General features: G+C 53.9%; 17 protein-coding genes. 13 read left to right on the top strand and 4 right to left on the bottom strand.

From position 1 onward, the window contains the following. Window positions 1-406 precede the first annotated feature (406 nt). Window positions 407-1,498, top strand: coding sequence for a signal recognition particle-docking protein FtsY (ftsY, locus tag RBT11_17300; GenBank protein MDX9788537.1), 1,092 nt, complete (start codon window positions 407-409; stop codon window positions 1,496-1,498). A 445-nt stretch (window positions 1,499-1,943) separates the two neighbouring features. On the opposite strand, the gene RBT11_17295 is transcribed toward ftsY, so the two are convergent. Next, window positions 1,944-2,516, bottom strand: coding sequence for a transposase (locus RBT11_17295; protein MDX9788536.1), 573 nt, complete (start codon window positions 2,514-2,516; stop codon window positions 1,944-1,946). A gap of 630 nt (window positions 2,517-3,146) precedes the next feature. Between RBT11_17295 and RBT11_17290 the strand changes: the two genes are divergently transcribed. The 3 genes from RBT11_17290 (at window position 3,147) to RBT11_17280 (ending at window position 5,770) form a co-directional block, all read left to right on the top strand. Beyond that, complete coding sequence (locus RBT11_17290; GenBank protein ID MDX9788535.1) at window positions 3,147-3,497, top strand: helix-turn-helix transcriptional regulator; 351 nt, start codon at window positions 3,147-3,149, stop codon at window positions 3,495-3,497. Beyond that, window positions 3,494-4,798 (top strand): HipA domain-containing protein, encoded by a 1,305-nt coding sequence (locus tag RBT11_17285; protein ID MDX9788534.1) that lies wholly within the window; start codon window positions 3,494-3,496, stop codon window positions 4,796-4,798. The genes RBT11_17290 and RBT11_17285 overlap by 4 nt, the downstream gene beginning before the upstream one ends. Before the next feature lie 702 nt (window positions 4,799-5,500). Further along, window positions 5,501-5,770 (top strand): hypothetical protein, encoded by a 270-nt coding sequence (locus RBT11_17280; protein ID MDX9788533.1) that lies wholly within the window; start codon window positions 5,501-5,503, stop codon window positions 5,768-5,770. A gap of 96 nt (window positions 5,771-5,866) precedes the next feature. On the opposite strand, the gene RBT11_17275 is transcribed toward RBT11_17280, so the two are convergent. The 3 genes from RBT11_17275 to RBT11_17265 all read right to left on the bottom strand — a co-directional run bounded on the left by RBT11_17275 (window position 5,867) and on the right by RBT11_17265 (window position 11,646). Next, complete coding sequence (locus RBT11_17275; protein MDX9788532.1) at window positions 5,867-6,670, bottom strand: glycerophosphodiester phosphodiesterase family protein; 804 nt, start codon at window positions 6,668-6,670, stop codon at window positions 5,867-5,869. Between the two features lie 9 nt (window positions 6,671-6,679). Next, window positions 6,680-11,107: an acyl-CoA dehydratase activase gene (locus RBT11_17270; protein MDX9788531.1), complete on the bottom strand. Its 4,428-nt coding sequence runs from the start codon at window positions 11,105-11,107 to the stop codon at window positions 6,680-6,682. A gap of 254 nt (window positions 11,108-11,361) precedes the next feature. After that, window positions 11,362-11,646, bottom strand: a complete 285-nt coding sequence (locus RBT11_17265; protein ID MDX9788530.1) for an acylphosphatase — start codon at window positions 11,644-11,646, stop codon at window positions 11,362-11,364. 95 nt (window positions 11,647-11,741) lie between these two features. Here RBT11_17265 and RBT11_17260 point away from each other — a divergent pair, with 95 nt between their 5' ends. The 9 genes from RBT11_17260 to RBT11_17220 all read left to right on the top strand — a co-directional run bounded on the left by RBT11_17260 (window position 11,742) and on the right by RBT11_17220 (window position 18,597). After that, complete coding sequence (locus tag RBT11_17260; protein ID MDX9788529.1) at window positions 11,742-12,146, top strand: EamA family transporter; 405 nt, start codon at window positions 11,742-11,744, stop codon at window positions 12,144-12,146. Window positions 12,147-12,348: 202 nt separating this feature from the next. Further along, the gene (locus RBT11_17255) at window positions 12,349-13,203 is read left to right on the top strand and encodes a DUF3348 family protein (GenBank protein MDX9788528.1); all 855 of its coding nucleotides are present in this window, start codon (window positions 12,349-12,351) and stop codon (window positions 13,201-13,203) included. Then, window positions 13,196-15,055, top strand: a complete 1,860-nt coding sequence (locus RBT11_17250; GenBank protein ID MDX9788527.1) for a hypothetical protein — start codon at window positions 13,196-13,198, stop codon at window positions 15,053-15,055. Before RBT11_17255 ends, RBT11_17250 begins: the two co-directional genes overlap by 8 nt. Then, window positions 15,043-15,681: an OmpA family protein gene (locus tag RBT11_17245; GenBank protein MDX9788526.1), complete on the top strand. Its 639-nt coding sequence runs from the start codon at window positions 15,043-15,045 to the stop codon at window positions 15,679-15,681. Before RBT11_17250 ends, RBT11_17245 begins: the two co-directional genes overlap by 13 nt. Then, window positions 15,681-16,466 carry a DUF2894 domain-containing protein gene (locus RBT11_17240; protein ID MDX9788525.1) on the top strand — a complete coding sequence of 262 codons (786 nt, stop codon included), beginning with the start codon at window positions 15,681-15,683 and terminating at the stop codon, window positions 16,464-16,466. The genes RBT11_17245 and RBT11_17240 overlap by 1 nt, the downstream gene beginning before the upstream one ends. A 342-nt stretch (window positions 16,467-16,808) precedes the next feature. Then, on the top strand, window positions 16,809-17,804 hold the full coding sequence (gene trxB / locus RBT11_17235; protein MDX9788524.1) for a thioredoxin-disulfide reductase: 996 nt from the start codon (window positions 16,809-16,811) through the stop codon (window positions 17,802-17,804). Continuing rightward, window positions 17,773-18,165, top strand: a complete 393-nt coding sequence (locus RBT11_17230) for a metalloregulator ArsR/SmtB family transcription factor (GenBank protein ID MDX9788523.1) — start codon at window positions 17,773-17,775, stop codon at window positions 18,163-18,165. Before trxB ends, RBT11_17230 begins: the two co-directional genes overlap by 32 nt. Before the next feature lie 24 nt (window positions 18,166-18,189). After that, a complete protein-coding gene (locus RBT11_17225) occupies window positions 18,190-18,366 on the top strand; it encodes a hypothetical protein (GenBank protein ID MDX9788522.1) in 177 nt (58 codons plus the stop codon). Between the two features lie 12 nt (window positions 18,367-18,378). Continuing rightward, a complete protein-coding gene (locus RBT11_17220; GenBank protein ID MDX9788521.1) occupies window positions 18,379-18,597 on the top strand; it encodes a hypothetical protein in 219 nt (72 codons plus the stop codon). Window positions 18,598-18,718 lie beyond the last annotated feature (121 nt).

Here is an 18,718-nt window from a genome sequence, read left to right as displayed (position 1 = left end):
TGCTTATAGTTGATAGTTTGTATCAAATACACCTTGTTGACGGATGCATGGTTTTTGCGTGTATGCCTTTGATAACGGCTCTAAATACCAAGCGTGTTGATGAAACCGCATAAGCATCCGGGGGTGCGGGCAAAATACGCCCTGCGCCCCCCTGCGGCGATCAACAATTTTCCTCCCCCGGCAAGCGCCTGATCGATTTCCCGCAGTTTTTAGAGCCGGTTAAGGCGATATCAAACCCGGCTGATCGGAGACCAGACTGAGTTACCATTCTCAAGCCAAAGCCACATGCCTTTGCTCTGTAGCCGTTTCTCACCGGTCTTGAGTCATCGGGGAATTAATGCTATGGCATTGGACCGTCACCGAAGGATCGGTGCCGAACAACAGCCTAACTTAATGGGAAAACACTATGGCATTACGGTGGTTTAAGAAAACAAAAACAGAATTGCAGGCATCTTCGAATAAGCATTCGGCTTCAGAAGCGGAAACGGTTGATACGCCCGCTGAGCAAGATGAGACCTCAGCGGCGGTCGAGCCGGAGGGGGGCGCTGCAGTGTGCGCGGAAAATACGGATTTCAATCATTTGTCCAAACCGAAAAACGGTGGATTTTTCAATCGCCTCAAGCGCGGGTTGACCAAGACACGGGAATTTCTCACCACGGATATCGACTCGCTATTTACCGGCAAGACGAAGGTGGATGAAAATTTTCTGGAAGATCTGGAAGGACTTTTGATCACGGCGGACCTGGGCATTCATACGGTCACTTCCCTGATGGCGCGGGTGAGAAAGAAGGTCGGAAAAATCAAAGGGGTTGAAGACTTAAAAGCGGTGCTGAGAGAAGAGATTCTGGCGCTGATTTCTTCTGTAGACGATCGTGCGCCGCAGATTATCGGTCCCAAGGTCGTGATGGTGGTGGGCGTCAACGGCGTCGGCAAGACCACGACCATCGGAAAGCTTTCGGCCAGGGCCGTTGCGCGCGGAGAAAAAGTGTTGATCGCCGCGGCTGACACCTTTCGGGCGGCGGCTGTGGAGCAACTGGAAATTTGGGCAAATCGCGCCGGAACCGATTTCGTGAAACACCGGGAAGGAACCGATCCCGCCGCCGTGGCGTATGACGGGTATTTTGCCGCCAGATCCAGGGGGGCGACCCTGGTGTTCATCGACACGGCCGGACGCCTTCACACCAAGGTCAACCTCATGGAAGAACTGAAAAAAATCAAGCGGTCGCTTGCCAAAATCGATTCGGCGGCCCCTCACGAGGTTCTCCTGGTGCTGGATGCCACCACGGGGCAAAATGCCGTATCTCAGGCAAAGCTTTTTCATGAGGCCTGCGGGGTCACCGCCATGGCCCTGACCAAGTTGGATGGAACCGCCAAGGGCGGCGTGGTGGTGAGCATCTGTCATGAGATGAATATTCCGCTTCGCTACATTGGTGTGGGCGAGAGCATCGAAGACCTTCAGGATTTTGACGCTGAGCAATTTGTAAAAGCGCTTATCTGAGTCAGGCGCCGGGTGACCGGCAAGGGTCATCTTACATCAGGTGCATTCGGCCGCCGTATCGTTGAATCACCTCGGCCGGGGTCGGGATCATCGGGAATCTTTTTTAAGATTAGTTTCGGGGTGTCTTTGCCATGGTTTCCGTTAGAAATCTATAAGTTTCATGATAACGTTGCCCATAGGTCCACAATAAGACGAAGTAAAGGACTAACGTGGTAAGAGAAGTAATTAATCCCGCAGAGACATAAGACCACGCGCCAGCAGGATCATCCTGAGTGTTGCGTATCGGAATCATTTTTAAAAATATATTCGAAAGAGGAAAAACATTGATATACCTGCAAGTGCACCCCAAAGATTTTTGAGAAAAGATATAAATTGAGTAAAATTTGAAAGGAAATTATCGTTCTGGTTTGGTTTTGCCATCAGTAAAACTCCTTTCCAGCCTTGTTTAAAGAACGCCTCTATAAAAAGCCAGCTGTTTGGCTTGAGCATTATAGAGGCCCACGATGTCCTGTTGTTCCCGCACACTGAGCGGGCTGAAATTCCGGCCGGCTGCGGAGAGGGTTCGGACGTGATACACATTGGAACAGCCGACGATGGCAACCGTGATGGCTTGGGACAGGGCGAAGCGATTCAGTACACCAGGTGGTGTCATACCCGCATCCGGGGCAATGTAATGGGAGCTGCCAAGGACTTTGATTCCAATCACGGCAATATTTTTTTCCAAAGCGGTCTTGAGAGCCATATCCATGAATCCGCCCAGTGCCGCTTCAACCGGGTTTATGGGCATCATGACGGAATCGACCGGCCATTCCCGGATGGCCTTGGTAAGAATGGCCGAATAACCGTCCGACACGATGGTGTGCAAATGGGGATTGGAATTTAAAAAATCTCCGTAAGTGTGCACAGCTATGCTGGCCCCGGGAATCGCATCCAAAACATTTGTCAACAACCACTCTTTTCTGGTGGCAGGAAGGACAAAAATGCTTCCGCTTCCAAGAAAAAGCCAATAACTACTCATGACCACATTCCGTATTTTTAACTCTTGCGAATCCACAATGCAGATCGCCGCAATCCAAATAGCGGCGAATGACATCCATGACATGGGGACGCCAAAATCCAAAATGAGGTGCATATCGATCGTCCCAAAGCTGACCCAATTCTTCAAAATGATTTTGAACGCATTGGTAGTAGCCACTGGCTTGTGGATTACGTAGGCGATAGACGTCGAGGGCCGTAGGATCAGGTATTGGCTGTCCCATGAGAATTATCAGCAAGAGTATACCTATCGTTCATTGCAACTGTAGGTCAACTAATATATAGCAAAAGGTAAAGTATTATGTATGATTTTGTAAAGGTTATTTTTTGGATGTAAGCTTAAAATGGGTATTTCCGGAAGATAGTTGTCCTGAAAGAGTTAAAGGTCATCGAACCCACCTGTGAAGGGGGTGCGGTTGTAATTAAAACCGTTTTTCGCTGTGATTGAAAAAAACAATGTTGAGGGTAACGTCATCTTACCTTAAACTTTCCCGTATAACCTGTTCCGGTTTGCTGGGCGTTGCCATGTATGGCGAGATTAAAATAGCTTTTAATTCGTCAAAAAAGGCGAAAAAAAGGTTTTATAATAAAATTTTCGACACGAAAGACGACTATGGAAGATATTAAATTGATGTCTGACGGCGCACTTCTCGAAGCGCTCGGCAGACGGCTGTCGCGCCGGCGCCTTGATCTTCAGCTTACACAGGCGAAATTGGCCGAACAGGCCGGTGTGTCCAAAAGAACGGTTGAGCGGATAGAAACCGGGGCTGCAGCGCAGACGTTGAGCCTGATTCGAATATTGCGGGTACTGGATCTGCTGCAGGGCCTCGACCAACTGGTTCCGGAACCCGGCTCCAGGCCGATGGAGCTGCTCAAACTCAAAGGGAAGCAGCGCAAGCGCGCCTCATCCGGCAAGACCCCGGAGCGACCCAAAACAGGTTGGTCCTGGGGGGATGATTCGTGAGCACGATCGCCGAGGTCAAGCTCTGGAGACGAACGATCGGTGCGGTATCCCTTGAAGAGGGCAGGGAGGCCGCCGCCTTTGAGTATGATTCAGCTTTTGCCCAAAGCGGGATTGAAATCGCACCGCTGACCATGCCGCTTTCCGATCGCGTTTACACATTCCCGGAATTATCGCGGAGGACTTTTCACGGGCTTCCCGGGTTGCTCGCGGATTCTCTGCCGGACCGGTTCGGCAACGCCCTTATCAATGCCTGGTTGGCCACCCAGGGTCGGACACCGGAATCCTTCAATGCGATCGAGCGTCTCTGCTATACGGGGAAAAGAGGAATGGGCGCGCTTGAGTTTGAGCCCGCCATTGGGCCGAAAACCCGCAAGGCCTCTCGAGTTCAAATTGATAAACTCGTAGCGCTGGCATCTGAAATCCTGACCCATCGCAATAATCTGAAGGTATCGTTTGCTGCCCCCAGAAAAGAGCAGGCTTTGAAAAAAATTCTGAGTGTCGGCACCTCGGCCGGCGGTGCCAGGGCAAAGGCGGTAATTGCCTGGAATCCATCGACCAATGAAGTGCGCTCAGGCCAGGTTCCGGCGGGCAAAGGCTTTGAGTATTGGCTGCTTAAATTTGACGGGGTTGCCGGCAACAAGGATAAGGAACTCGAAGACCCGAAAGGGTATGGCGCCATTGAATACGCCTATTCTCGCATGGCATCCGATGCCGGCATCAGCATGAGCGAATGCCGCCTCTTTGAAGAGAACAACCGGCGGCATTTCATGAGCCGTCGATTTGACCGGCTTGAAAACGGGGAGAAACTGCACATGCAGTCCCTGGGCGCGCTTGCCCATTTCGACTTTAATCTGGCCGGAGCCTATGCCTACGAGCAGGCATTGTTTGCCATCCGGCAACTGGGGCTGGCGATGGGTGATGTCGAAGAGCAGTTCCGGCGCATGGCCTTTAACATCATTTCCAGGAATCAGGACGACCATGTGAAAAACATCGCCTTTCTGATGGATAAATCCGGCAACTGGTCGCTTTCGCCGGCCTTTGACCTGACATACAGCTTCAACCCTTCAGGCGAATGGACCGCCGCGCACCAGATGACGATGAACGGCAAGCGGGATCATTTTACGCTGGATGACTTCAATGCCTGCGCGAAAACCGCTTCCATGAAGCGGGGACGTGCCGCTGCCATTGTCACCGAGGTAATAGAAGTTGTTTCCCGCTGGCGGGACTATGCGGAAGATGCAGGGGTTTCCGCCGCATGGCGCGATCAGATTCAAGAAACCCTTCGCCTGAACGGTTTTTAAGGGGTGACATGATTTCCCGGACTATCAACGATTGGGTTAAAAAAGGAGGTATCACCATGGGGCGCTTGGGGATATTGTTTTTGTCTATCAAATCATAGAACTCTGCGACCCTTCCTATCAGCGGTGCCGCGCAAAGTTTTCCTCTCGCAAAGAATTCTGGAATCAATTGCGATGCACCTTCCGAATTATCCTGTTCAGGGACTTCTACCACTTGCTGGATTATCTTTCTGATCCGTCCATGGTAAGGGCGTTGTGAGATTATCGCGTGCTTCCCGTCTTTCCTGCCTTTAATTTATCGAAATCACGCTCATCTTTACGCGATGTTTCAATTGTAAAGGCGCGCGCACGTCAAAACTGGAATGGCAGCGTCTCTTTGTCCGTATTTCGCCGGTTTTACATGCTCCAATGGGGCATATTGGACTGAATAATTTCATATTCGCCCCGGTAAAACAACCGTGCGGATACCGAAACTGTCCGGCAAGTGGCTATTCCGGCCCTTCACCGAGAATTGCTGGGCAACCTGGGGTTGCATTGCCGATATTATCATTAATAAAAGGCTGATTTCTAAAATATCAAAATTGCCTTTATGGATCACTCTTTTTTCGACGCTTTCTCAATACCTGTTTTTCCATGTTTTGTACCCCCTGAATGGGCACAGAGAGAGGGTAGTGGTGACAATCATAATTTCCCTAATTCTTTTTTATCGACACGGCCGGACGCCTTCACACCAAGGTCAACCTCATGGAAGAACTTAAAAAAATCAAGCGGTCGCTTGCCAAAATCGATTCGGCGGCCCCTCACGAGGTTCTCCTGGTGCTGGATGCCACCACGGGGCAAAATGCCGTATCTCAGGCAAAGCTTTTTCATGAGGCCTGCGGGGTCACCGCCATGGCCCTGACCAAGCTGGATGGAACCGCCAAGGGTGGCGTGGTGGTGAGCATCTGTCATGAGATGAATATTCCGCCTCGCTAAATCGGTGTGGGCGAGAGCATCGAAGACCTTCAGGATTTTGACGCCGAGCAATTTGTAAAAGCGCTCATCTGAGTCAGGCGCCGGGTGACCGGAGAGTCATTTTACGGACCTTGGCACGCTGATTAAGCGCTGCAGTTCTATGGCCCGGTCCGAAAAAAGCCAGGTGACGCCGCGGGTTATTTCCCGATGGAGGCAGTTTCTGGAATTAATGAAGCCGGTGCCGACCGGGAGGTGATGCCGGGTGAGTTTTTTCAGGGCCGCGTTTTGAATCAGCAGGTAATGCCCGGCCATTCCGCCGTAGCCTTTTTGAAGCACCAGATCTGAAACGGCGCTGGCATTTGTCTCCGCGATGGGAATCATGGCTTCCCGAGGCAGGGCCGTGACGGCTGAAAAGAGCTGAGGGGAAAGCGAAAGTAGATGGAAATCCGTGACGGGTTGCAAGGGAGAAAACAGCTCCGAAAGAACTTCATTCAGATGCCGGCCAGGAAGGACATGCGGTTTTATTTCCACCATCAGGTGCATTCGACCGCCGTATCGTTGAATCACCTCGGCCAGGGTCGGGATCATCGGAAATCTTGCTTTTACCGCTTTGAGAGACAGACCTCCGATGCTTGTCTTTTCCGCAAAGAGACGCGTTAAGTCCGCATCGTGGAACACCACCGGTTGCCTGTCGGCGGTCCAGCGAAGGTCGAACTCGATTCCCCATATGCCGGTTGCCATGACCCGGTCAAATGCCGCCAGGGTGTTTTCATAGACCCGATGATTATCGTAACTGCCGCGATGGGATATCAGCCGCGTGGTTTTAAGTTGGGCAGGGGTCGGCGCCGGCCGGGGAAGTTTTTCGAAAAGAAAATCCGAAATAGCGTAAAATGCTTTTTCCATCCAACCCGGTACCGCCATATGCTTCTCCTATTGTCTTGCTCGGGTAGCGCGGTTCTTCGGCATTGAATAAAAGTGCGCGGCACGGTTTCCAAGGGGACCTTCGCTGGCTACCGACCGCATTCGGTCGTGCAGCCGCAACGCCCGAAGGCAAAAGGCTTCCAGCTTTGCGGTGATTTGATGTGGAAACGGCGAGCCGTCGCTTTCCACGGCCAAAAACGGCAAATCCTCGACATTGGATAACACGGCGCGAAGATGCCCGTTCCCGGAGACGAGCGACAACTTATCCGTTACGGTCATTATTTCAGAGAGAATCGCCTCTGAAAGTCTGCTAGGCATGCACCCGAACGGGCCGATGGAAATAATGCCGCAGAACCGTTCGGCAACATCCGCCAGCGATGAGCCGACCGTCAGAACGGCCTCTCCGGTCAGGTTGGCGGATAAATACGGCCGGGCGGCATTGATGATCGGGTCCAGACGAATCGGATGGGCCTGAATCAGCCCGGATTCCGATAATATCGATTTTATTCGGCGCTCAAATCGTGTTTTAAAATGGCGCCGAAACCGGCTTCTGATTTTTTGGATGGCGTTGGGTGGATTATCGACCAGGTCGTGATGGAATAGATAGTCACAATAGTGAAGCCACTCGGCGATCGGTGAGCAGACGGCGGCGAACCCCTTTTCCGCCAGATGCTCGGTGAGCCATTGCCGGGACAACCCGTCCCGGCGGACAAAGATTTCTCCCACCAGACCGATCAGGGGCACTTCGGCGGGCGCTTTTTTTAAGGGAATCTGTTTTAATTGCCGGGCTGCTTCAAAAAGCGCGGTTTGAATGTCTTCCCATTTGCCTTTTTCCAGCCAAAGTAGCAAATTTTGCCAGATTTCTTCAAATTTCGCCGTGGCGAATTCGGTCTTTTCCGCGGCGGCCAGCAGCATGGCCCGAATATCCTCCATGACATCCGATATGATGATGGCCCACCACCCCCTTAGCTCGGAACCGTTTTTCAAGCCCATGTACCCGTTTTCAGCGGTCAGGGAGAACATGGCGACGTTGGATATTTTTTCCCGCCGAATCAGATCCTCCATGAAGACATAATACTGCCCGAATCGGCATGGCCCGGAGGCGGTGGCCATGAAATAGAGAAGGACTTCATCGGACCGTTTTTGGTTTCGAATGTAGTTGAGCAGGCTGCCGGTGGTCAGAATCAACGGCAGGCATTCCTTGCAGGTCGTGTTGGCCCGGCCCAATTTCAGGACCGCTTCATCCGCCGGCGGGTGCGCGACGGCGTTAAACCCGCTGCCCCGAAATGCGGCCGCAAGCGCCTGGGTGGCCAGTTGGCCCATCGACGGAATGAGCAGGGTCACTCGCGGGTTCAGGCAGGATAATTTTTCTCCCGATGCGGTCATGACCATGGGCACGCCATTGCCGAAAAAGAACGTGGGTTCGACCCATTTGACTGTTTGGGTGTTTTCAGCGGGCGCAACCGGCTTGTGGGAATAAGCCGCCACGATATCCAGAAACGCTTCCACCCGGGTTTCCAGTCCGGCATCGGCCGTGTGACTGTCCAGCTCCAGGGTCAAGGCGGGCTTTTGCCCCATGATCTCCCGGAAATAGCCGATAAGAAAAGAATCCGGGCCGCAGGAGAAATTAGTGACGTACACGCCGAAAAGCTGCGGATGTTTCCAGACCAGCCGGGCCGCCTGCAACAATTGCCGGCCGGTACCCCAATACATATGCCGTTTGGCCGGTTCCGCTTCAAAGGGCAGGGCGTCAAAGGGAATCACCGGGATGCCTCTAGAAGCAAATTTATCGGGGATACTCATATGGGCTTCGGGCGCAAAGGCATTATAGGCGCGGCCGAAAAGGACCACGGCGCTTTTTCCGGGGGTTGCTTCCAGATCCGAGAGCAGCCGGCGTCCGAGTGCTTTTAACTCAGAATGAAACCGTTGCTGCGCGGCGAGCGCTTTTTGAAATGCGAGTTGGCCGTGGTGGCGGCTTCGCCCCAGGGTGGCGGCTACTTTCAGCATTTCGGAATTGGCCGCATCAAGCCCCTTGGCCATATCGAGAACCGGAGAAAGGATGCGCATGCCCTGCTGCTCCAGTTTTTCGATGTCGTTTCGAAAGGCTGTTTTCAGATAATAGGTCTCGCCCTGAACAAAGGGGCAGACCTGGCTGCTTGAATCGCCGTTTCCGGAAGGGAATGATTTGAAGTGGGGAAGAAAAATAAAGTCGGGCGTTGGTGTTTCGGCCAACAGCGTGTGAAAAAAACCGTGGGCCAGCTCTCCGGGATAGCAAAAGGCGGATCCGCGCCGGTCAATGCCTTCCCGGGAGGCTGTGTCGGGAAGCATTACCGATAGCCCCAATTCATTGAAAAAAGCGGCATAAAATGGATAATAGGTGTTCACCATGAAACTGCGGTTAAGCGCGATGGTTTGGCCGGGCGGTTTTGCACATGAATCGATTTCCGCAAACACGAGATGCTGTCGCGCGCGCACGAGATTGACGGATTCGTTGGCGCGGTGAATCTGGTGGCGCATATTATAATACCGGTTGCAGGCGCCGCCGAAGGGATAGCGTTTTCCCGCCAGGGACACCACCGCGATGGTGCACCGGCGGTCGCATTTTTCCCGGCCGCCGTTGCAGGTAAACGATTTTCCGTAAGTAACGGAGCGATCCGCCAGGGTTTTCAGATCAAAACAGCCTGCCTGCATCGACCCGTTTCGAATCCGGTTTTTGACTTCCAGGGCCACGCCGAACGCGCCCATCAGGCCGGGCTCGGGCGGCACCACGATGGGTTTTCCCACCAATGCGGCCATGGCCAGGGGGACGGCTTTATTATAGCAGACCCCGCCCTGCATGAAGATTTTTCGGCCCACGGGCCGGTTGCCCTTGACCCGGTTTGTGTAATTCATGCAGATGGAGTACACGAGACCGGCCACAATGTCGGTGCGACCGATGCCCTCATGAATGGCGGTTTTAATGTCCGATGCGATAAAGGCGGCACACTGATCGTTGAAATTGGGCGGAGAATTCCCGGCAAGAGCGATCGATTCGATTTCAGCCATTGCGATGCCCAGAGTTTCAAACGCCGATTCTTCCAGAAACGAGCCGGTACCGGCCGAGCAGGCTTCGTTCATGGCATAGTCGGAAGGTACCCCGTTGGTGATATGCGTGTACTTGGCATCCTGCCCGCCGATTTCAAAAAGGGTATCGACCTGGGGGTCAAAATAGACGGCGGCTGCGGCATGCGCGATGATTTCGTTGATAACCCCGTCGGTCAATGCGTGAAGCCCTGCGATCTGCCTGCCGGAGCCGCAAACTCCCAGACCGATGATGGCGATTTGCGCCACCGTCACTTTTTCGGATACCTGCGCCAGAAGATCGGCATAGCAACTGCGGGCGGCCCCCACCGGATCACCGTTGGTGCGAAGATAAACGGATGAAAGAATCGCATCGTCCGATTCGCGCATCAAAACGGCCTTGGTGGTGGTGGAGCCGACATCGAGACCCAGAATACAGGTGTCGCCGACGCGGATTTCCCCCCTTGTGAGCGTGTTGAATGTGACCCGGTCCTTAAATTGGCGCAAGGGGGGAAGCGTTGCAAAAGAGGTGCGGTTGGCGTTGAACAAGGCGGCTTTACCCGGAAAGGGAGTTGTCTCATTCTTCAGCGCCCAGAGCGCCGCGCCCAGCGCTTCAAAGCAATCCGCCGCGTCCGGGACGATGATATCCTCAATTTCGCGGCCGAGGTATTCCCGCATCATTTGATTGTGGACGGTGCCGCCGGTGAGCATAATGTGCCTGCGGGGCACCTTGGTCAGAAGGCTCGTCACCCGGTCGGCCATCATTTGGCACAGACCGGCCGCCACGCGGGATTTGGCGATGCCCTGGTTGGTGGCATGTGTGCAGTCGGATTTGCAGAATACCGAACATCGGCCGGATACCTGATAAGGGCTTTCGGTGACCGGCCAATCGGCGGCTTCATTCAGGGAAATATTCAGCCGCCGCAACTGCTGCACAAAAAATTCGCCCGTCCCGGAGGCGCATCGGTTTCCGGTGAGCACATTCACAATTTGCCCGGCGCGGTTTAATACATAAACCATGAAGGTCTCGCCGCCCGCGGACACGATTGCGGGGCAATTCACACCGGCGGGTTTTAGAAACCGGTACGCAACCTCGACCGCCACCGGTTCGGCAATGGTCGAAAGGTTGATGAGCTCACGAAATTTCCGGCCGGTGCAGGCAATCCGGTCTATTTCTTCTATCTTGACTTGCGCCAGCGCGTTTAAAAGTGTTTCTTTCGGGTTTCCTTCATGCGCCAATCGCCAGGAGCCGACGATTTGCGGGCGTAATGAAGGATTGTTGGATTCATCTATGTGATTCGGGGTGGTCTCCAGAAGTACCATCGATATGGTGGCGGAACCGAGACACACCCCCAATGAGCACTGTTTAGCAACCATTCAACTCCTCATCTGCTTGTTTAATGAGCACGCTTTCGCACAGCGAAGCATTTTACGCGAATTGAGAAATAAACGGGCCGAATAATCTATATCCTATCACCGCATTTGCTGCTCGGACGGTTCTGATACATTATGGCACGAAACTATCAGCGGCGGTATTATAATTTGATATTCTCCCGTTGATGGTCGTGTCGGCGGCGTATTCGCCGGTTTTGTCGCCTGACAACCGGATTTTCCGATGCGAAGGGAGTGCTTCAAAAATAAGTGACTTCAAAATGTTCATGGGTCCCTTCAAACGGCTTCCAGGTGACGGCCACATCGGTTACTTGAGATCCGGGTGATCCAACCCGGCACCAATTTATAGCCGCTTCGACCTTCTCCTTATCCCCTTCAAAAACAGCCTCAACCGTTCCTTCGGGCCGGTTGCGGACCCAACCGGAAACACCGATCCGATCGGCGGCGCGTTTGGTTTCCATCCTGAAAAAAACCCCTTGTACGCGGCCGGTTATAATAACATGCGCTCTTGCCGTTTCTTCCATTTTTATCCCCTCCAGCGCAACGTGCTTGCAAGTTTGATGGGTCCGTTTATGATAAAAGTCAATATTAACATTATCCGATTGAAAAGGAAAAACCAATGGCGGATCTGTTTATTGTTTTGACCCTATTGCTGTGGGGAATCGGCGCGTTTATCGGCAAAGCGGTGTTAAAGGAAGCCACGGCCATAAGCACCTATTTGCTGGAGGCGGCCGGATCACTGACGGTGGCTTTGCTTATCTGCTTGTCGTTTCGAAAAGATTTCTTGTCCGTGTTCAGCCATTTTAACGGGTGGGGATATCTTTTCGGGATTCTATGGGGCGTGGGAACGGTGACCTTTATCGTTGCCCTGAAATATAAACCCGCCAGCATTGTTGTGCCGCTGACGGCGCTTTATCCGTTGATCACGGCGCTACTGGCCGTTATTTTTCTCGGCGAAGCCATCACGCTGAAAACCAGCGCCGGGATTGTATGTGCGATTATGGCGGCGATTCTGCTCGGATAGCCCGGTTGATACGCTTGCGCCTGCCGTCATTTAAGAATTGAAATGCTCAAGGAGTTATGGTAACGGATGGCCACAATATATTGTGCGTGGAATGAGTTTAGAACGCATATGTGGTGGAACTATCTTTAATCATACGAAAAGTTAAAAAGGGAAACCGCTTGACGCATAACCTTTTCTCCTGAAAGGCACGCGCTGAAATTTCATGGATACTCCGGCAATTCCATCTTTTAACGGATCAAGGCTTGTCCGCCTGTTGTCCGCCTTTATTCCCGCCGATATCGAGGCGCCCGGTCGCTATTTTGCGGACCGGTTCGGTAACCTGGTGGGGTTGGCCGGTTCGATGTCGCTCTCAAAGGTGCATGCGGAACTTTCCGCGACGGGGCTTAAGCCGGACGTGACGGCAACGAGCGCAGGTGCCGCCAAGATGATTACGGAAGCCTTTCTAAGGGCGCGCAGGTCTTTGGTGCGCGCCATTGCCATGAGTTTTATTCCGATGGCGGGGAACCCAAAGGACCGGCTGCCCACGCCGGAGCGGCTTCACGCCCATTTTCAGTTGACCGGGGTTTTTGCAGTCAAACGCCCCGGAAACCCGCAAACCCATGCTACGGCGTTTGAGCCTTACCGGCAATTTTACACGGCGCGTCAAAGAGAGCTTGAAATGAAGGTTCGGCAGCTTCGGTCCCATATCGGAGCTGAAATTTCCGGTATATCCCCGCAATCGGCGCAGCTTTCGACACTGGACGCCTCCCTCGGCGAGGTGCTGTTACCCCGCACGCAAGAACTCTTTGCGGTGATTCCAAAGCTGCTGGAACGGCGCTTCGGGGGCGGCCTTGATGCACATCGGCGGACACTTTCAAAAGCGCCGGCGGCCTCCGATTTGGCGCAGTGGATCGAGCCGGATGGGTGGATAGGGCTCTTTTGCAACGATATGCGAGCGCTGCTGCTGGCGGAACTTGAAGTGCGATTGCAGCCGGTGTCGGGGATGATTGAGTCGCTTTCGGAAACAAGCGCTGCTGATCACTTATTGGATCAGGAAAAAGGCCCGGACTGTGACTAAACTTCTTTTTACGATGGCTCTCTTGCTGGGGATCGCTGCCGTCGGCTGGATCAGTTCCGTTATGGTGGATACGAACGGCCTGGCACTGATCGTTACCCTCGTCATCGGGGGTGTCTACAGCATCGGTGTGGTCGAGCTGTTTCAATTTCGCCGTGCGACATTCACGCTGTTGCGCGCCCTTGCCACGATAGCGGAGAAGGTCACGGATCTGAATGCGTGGCTCGATCCGCTCGATGCATCGCTTCGAAGTTCTGTCCGCCTGCGGATTGAAGGGGAGCGGGTGGGGCTGCCGGCCCCCATTTTGACCCCTTATTTAATCGGGCTTCTGGTCATGTTGGGGCTGTTGGGGACGTTCGTGGGCATGGTGGAGACCTTGAGAGGGGCGGTCGGCGCCCTTGAGGGGGCGACTGAAATTCAGGCGATTCGGGAAGGGCTCGCAGCACCGATTCGAGGACTCGGTCTGGCATTCGGCACCTCTGTTGCGGGGGTGGCGACATCCGCCATGTTGGGACTGATGTCCACACTCAGCCGGCGCGATCGAATCCTGGCGACCCGCTGTCTGGATACCCGAGCGGCAGCGGCCTTTCAGGATTTTTCTCTGGCCCATGACCAGCGGGAGACGTTCCGGGCGATTCGAGGTCAGACGCGCGCGCTGCCTGAAGTCGTGGAGAAGATGGCTGCCATGACGGACAAGCTGGATTCACTGGGGGACCGGTTGGCTGCCAATCAGGACATGTTTCATGCCACGGTGAAAACCATGTATGCCGATCTTTCCGCTTCGGTGGATCGATCCCATAAGGAAAACCTCAGCGAAAGCATTCGGCTGGCGGGTGAGCGCATGCAGCCGATTCTGCAAGCGGCCATGGCAGGCCTTTCAGCGGAGACGCAGCGGGTTCACGGGCTTCTGACGCGGTCCGCCACAGAAACCCTCAAGGAAGTTTCCGGTCTGTTTGCCGCGATGTCAAAGGAAACGGTGGCGGAACTATCCGCCAATGCCCTGACCCTGACTGCCCGAATGCATCAGGAGGTGGCCGGCCTGTTGACGTCATCCGAAGACCTGATTCAAGCGCGAATGAAGACGGAAGCGGCTTGGCTTGCGCAACACGGCGATCGAATGGATGCGCTCACGGCGTCGCTGAAAGCGGAATTATCCGCCCTCAGGGAGGCGGAAGACCATCGCGGTGAGGCGGCGGTGGCGCGCCTGTCAATGCTGGAAGACACGCTTGCCTCCCATCTGGAAAGGATCGCCAAAGAAATCGAAGCCCCGATGAATCGTCTGATTAAAACGGCGGCCGAGGTTCCGCTCGCTGCCGCGGAGGTCATTGGCCAACTGCGCAAGGAAGCCGCAAAAACCGTTGAACGTGACAATCGCTTTCTGGAAGAACACCGGGGCATTCTGACGAAAATCGATACGCTTTCAAGCGCCCTGGCATCGACTTCGAACCGGCAGCAGGAAGCCGTCGAACTGCTCATCGGTTCATCCCGGCGCATGCTGGAAGAGATTGCCGGCCGGTTTGCCGAACAGGTGGGAACTGAGGCATCGAATTTTTCAAAGGTAGCGGAGAGTTTCGCCGTCAGTGCGGCGGAGATGGCAAGTCTCGGGGAGGCCTTCGGCGCCGCTGTCCAGGTGTTTACGGACACTAATGAAAATCTGGTGGAGAACCTCGTCAATATTGAGGCGTCTTTGGATAAAACGGCCGCCAGGAGCGATGAACAGTTGGGGTATTACGTGGCGCAAGCACGTGAGATCGTGGATCACTGCATGCGCTCACAGAAGGAAATATTCGAAGCGCTTCAGCAGCTTCGCCCCAGACACACGGTGAATCCGGAATCAAGCGAATGGAAGAACTAGAAGAAGAGTCGGCTTACACGCCGCCCATCTGGGCGATTTTCGGAGACCTCATGACGGGTGTCGTGGGCGTGTTCGTGCTTCTTTTGGTATGGACCCTGGTGTTCCAGGTCAACCTTTCCCAGTCGCTCAAAGCCGAAATCGAAAAACGAAAGGCGGAAGAACAGCGCAGAATCGCGTTGGAAACCGCCCTGGCGGATCCGCTGGCGAAAGGGCGGGTGACGTTGCGCGACGGCCGGATCGGCATCAGCGGCAGTGTGTTGTTCCTGTTGAACTCCGCTCAATTGCAGCCGGAAGGCCGAGAGTTGCTGCGAACCCTGGTTGCCCCCTTGCGCGTCTATCTCGGCGAACGAGATGAGCTGTTGATGATCAGCGGATTTACCGACGACCTGCCCGTTCTTGACGGGAATTCCCGGTTTGACGACAACTGGGATCTTTCGGCTCAGCGCGCACTGACGGTTACCCGTGCCTTGATCGAAGAAGGCATGCCGGCGGCGCTGGTGTTTGCCGCCGCCTTTGGGGAGCATCAGCCCGTGGCTTTGAACCGGGACGAAAAAGGGCGGTCTCAAAATCGCCGCGTGGAGATTGCGCCGGTTCCGAGAGGCAAAACACCGGGAGATCCCCCGTGATGGAGCGGTGCGATTTGCTTCGACACCGGCTTGCCGTGCTGAAAGAGAAGGGGGCCGATGGGTTTGATCCGGCCCGATGGCGGTATATCGCATCCCTATTGCAAAGAGCCGGGAAAAAGCAGGGCAACGTTAGAGAACAAATCGCGCGAATAGCCCTGACGGCCCTCGATGACTATCAGAGTCGCTTTGACCGCGAGCAGGCAAAGTCAGCGGATATCATGGCCCGTGCCGCTTCAGCATATCCCGATGCAACGCAACAGTTGCAACGGCTTTTTGAAGAAAGTAATTTCAAGGCGTTCAGGCGGCTGGTCGAAAGGCTTCGTCTTCGGCATCGTCAGGGGCTTCTTCTCGCATTGACGCGTCATATCGAAAAAAACGCGCGTGCATGGGAAAAGGAAAAGACGCTGCTTGCGTTTGATGATCTTCTATATCAGCAGGAAGTGGACGTCCTTCAGTCGCTCGGCCATGCCGTGGCGTTTGAAGACGCCCCTTCAAGCAGCCCGAATGAAGCGGGGTCGAAACCATTTCGGTTTTTCAAGAAGACCCTGGCCACGCTCAATTCGGAGCGGTTGGTCGCGCGGGCTATCAAGGAACGCCCCGAGAATGCCGGTCCTCTCAATTCGCAACTGCTGGCGACGCGTTCCCTTTTTATCATGCGCCGGTTATCGCCGAACTATTTGAACCGGTTTGTCTCCTATATCGACACGCTGCTGTGGCTGGAACAGGCGGGGGAGGAAATTAAACCCCGCACAGATAAAAAGCGCAATCGATCTCGGTCGAAGTAAAGTACAGCCTTGGCATCCTCCCGCCAGTAGGCTTCGTCGAAGTCAGCCGCGAGAAAATTGATTCTCTTCATTTTCCCGAAACAGAGAACGGATGCGGGCTCGATTCCCGTTTGCATATCAAGCACAGGGATATCCTACCCCAGGTCTCTAAAATTCCATTCCCCTTGTTTTGTTAATGAAAATCCTTTCTGTGTGCATCATCTTCTTTTTATATGGATTTCCCCCTGAAGAAAAAGCTATTGACAAGGACTAAAATAAACATATAAATGACAACTTATATGTTCATGGTAACGGCGTTGAGGTTCATATCGTGCATCGATTTTATTAAGAGGAAAAGGAGACATGGCTGGAAACGAACACTACGATTTGATCATTTTAGGCGGAGGCCCGGCCGGTTTGACCACTGGGATTTATGCCATGCGTGCGGCGCTCAAAACCGTGTTGGTCGAGCGAGGCGTCCCGGGTGGGCAGGTTGCCATCACCAAGGAAGTTGAGAATTATCCGGGGTTCATTGAAATAGGCGGCTTTGATCTTTGTGATAAATTTTTGCAACACGCCAAGCATTACGGGCTGGAAATGATCGAGAAAGAGGTCATCGCCACTGAGCCCGGGATCGAGTATCATGCGGTGCGTCTGGCCGATGGCACCCTGCTCAAGGCCCATGCGGTCGTTCTGGCCGTCGGCGGCACTGCAAGAAAGCTGAACATCCCGGGCGAGGACGAAAATTTCGGCAAAGGGGTGTCCTATTGCGCAACCTGCGATGGTTTCTTTTTCCGTGACAAAACCGTCGCGGTCGTGGGCGGGGGCGACACCGCTTTGGAGGATGCCCTTTACCTCTCAAAGATCACCCGCAAGGTCTATCTCATCCATCGGCGGGACGCTTTCCGCGGTAGCCGCATCCTCCAGCAACGGGTTTTCGCGGAACCACGGATTGAAATCATATACAATGCGGTCGTCACCTCCATCAACGGTGGCGGCGACGGTGTCCGTGACATTGCCTTGAAGGACACGCAAACCGGTGCGCAGCGAAATATTGAAACAGAGGGTGTTTTTATTTTCGTCGGTTTTGCTCCCAACAACCAGCTGGTTCCCGCCGGGATCAAGACCAACCGCACCGGTTATGTCATCACGGATGAAAAATGCGAGACTGATATTCCAGGCATTTTCGCAGTGGGCGATCTTCGGCAAAAATACGCCAATCAGATCGTGCTCGCCGCCGCGGACGGATGCACGGCCGCCTTGGCGGCAGCGCATTATGTCGAAACCCGCAAAGGCGGCCAGACGTGTCAACATGATGGTTTCAGCGATGAACAGAATGCAAAACAAGTCGTCCAATGACGATGTGGGCCAGGACTTGGCAGCACGCCACGACGGATTCGCGGCTAAATGTGAGTTGACGAATGATCATCTCCAAAGCGCCGCCTTTCTGGCCAAGTGTCTATCCGATGGAAACCGACTGAGGATACTGGTCCTCATCAGCAATGGCAGGAAATCGGTATCCGCAATCGTCGAGGAGCTTGAATTGTCTCAACCGCTGGTGTCGCATCACCTGAAAGAGTTGAAGCGCTCCTTGATGGTCAAGGTAGAGCGTGAGGGTCCATTCGTCTATTACGAATTGGCGGATTCGAGGATCTTAAATGTACTGCAAATCCTGAGCGATGTGGCAACGGACCTTTTGGCCGGCAGAAAACTGTTTTGAAGGAAAAGGGGGTAGATCGACCGTATGGACAAATTTTTTGAAATCATTTCCCACATGGCACCTGAAGAGGCTCTGTCGGAAATCACCAAGGTCCTGGGAAGGCTCTTGCAGGACCTGGATAATGACGCACGCGAACGGTTTTTGATGTCGCTCATCGGGCAATCCGAAGGCGACAAGATTTCAGGCATGGTGCATTTGTGACTGGCTGAGTGCATGGGCGAAGGTGTCGACCCAACGCAGATGTGCCAAAGCTTGGTGGATAAAGTCGCGCGGTCCGAACAGCTTTTGGCCATTGCCGATCCCGATGTGCTGGTGCTTTTCGAAGACTGGCTGGAGGAGCTGGAGTCGGAAGCGCAAACGCTGATCAAAACGCACGGCCCATTGGATGAAAAGTCGCTGGCCGACAAGCTGGGTTTGTCCCGCAGAGGGTAAGCGTCCGGTAAACCCCATCTTCACAGCCTGGAAAAATCCTGGCATGATAGGCCCCAGAATGGAGGACAAATCATGTCAGGTGATGCGGTTCGAATTATTGGAATAAAAAATGGCAGATCAA

Source organism: Desulfobacterales bacterium (genome assembly GCA_034003325.1).
GTDB lineage: Bacteria > Desulfobacterota > Desulfobacteria > Desulfobacterales > JAFDDL01 > JAVEYW01.
The sequence above is the reverse complement of the archived record's forward strand: the minus strand, read 5'-3'. Positions and strand labels throughout refer to the sequence as shown.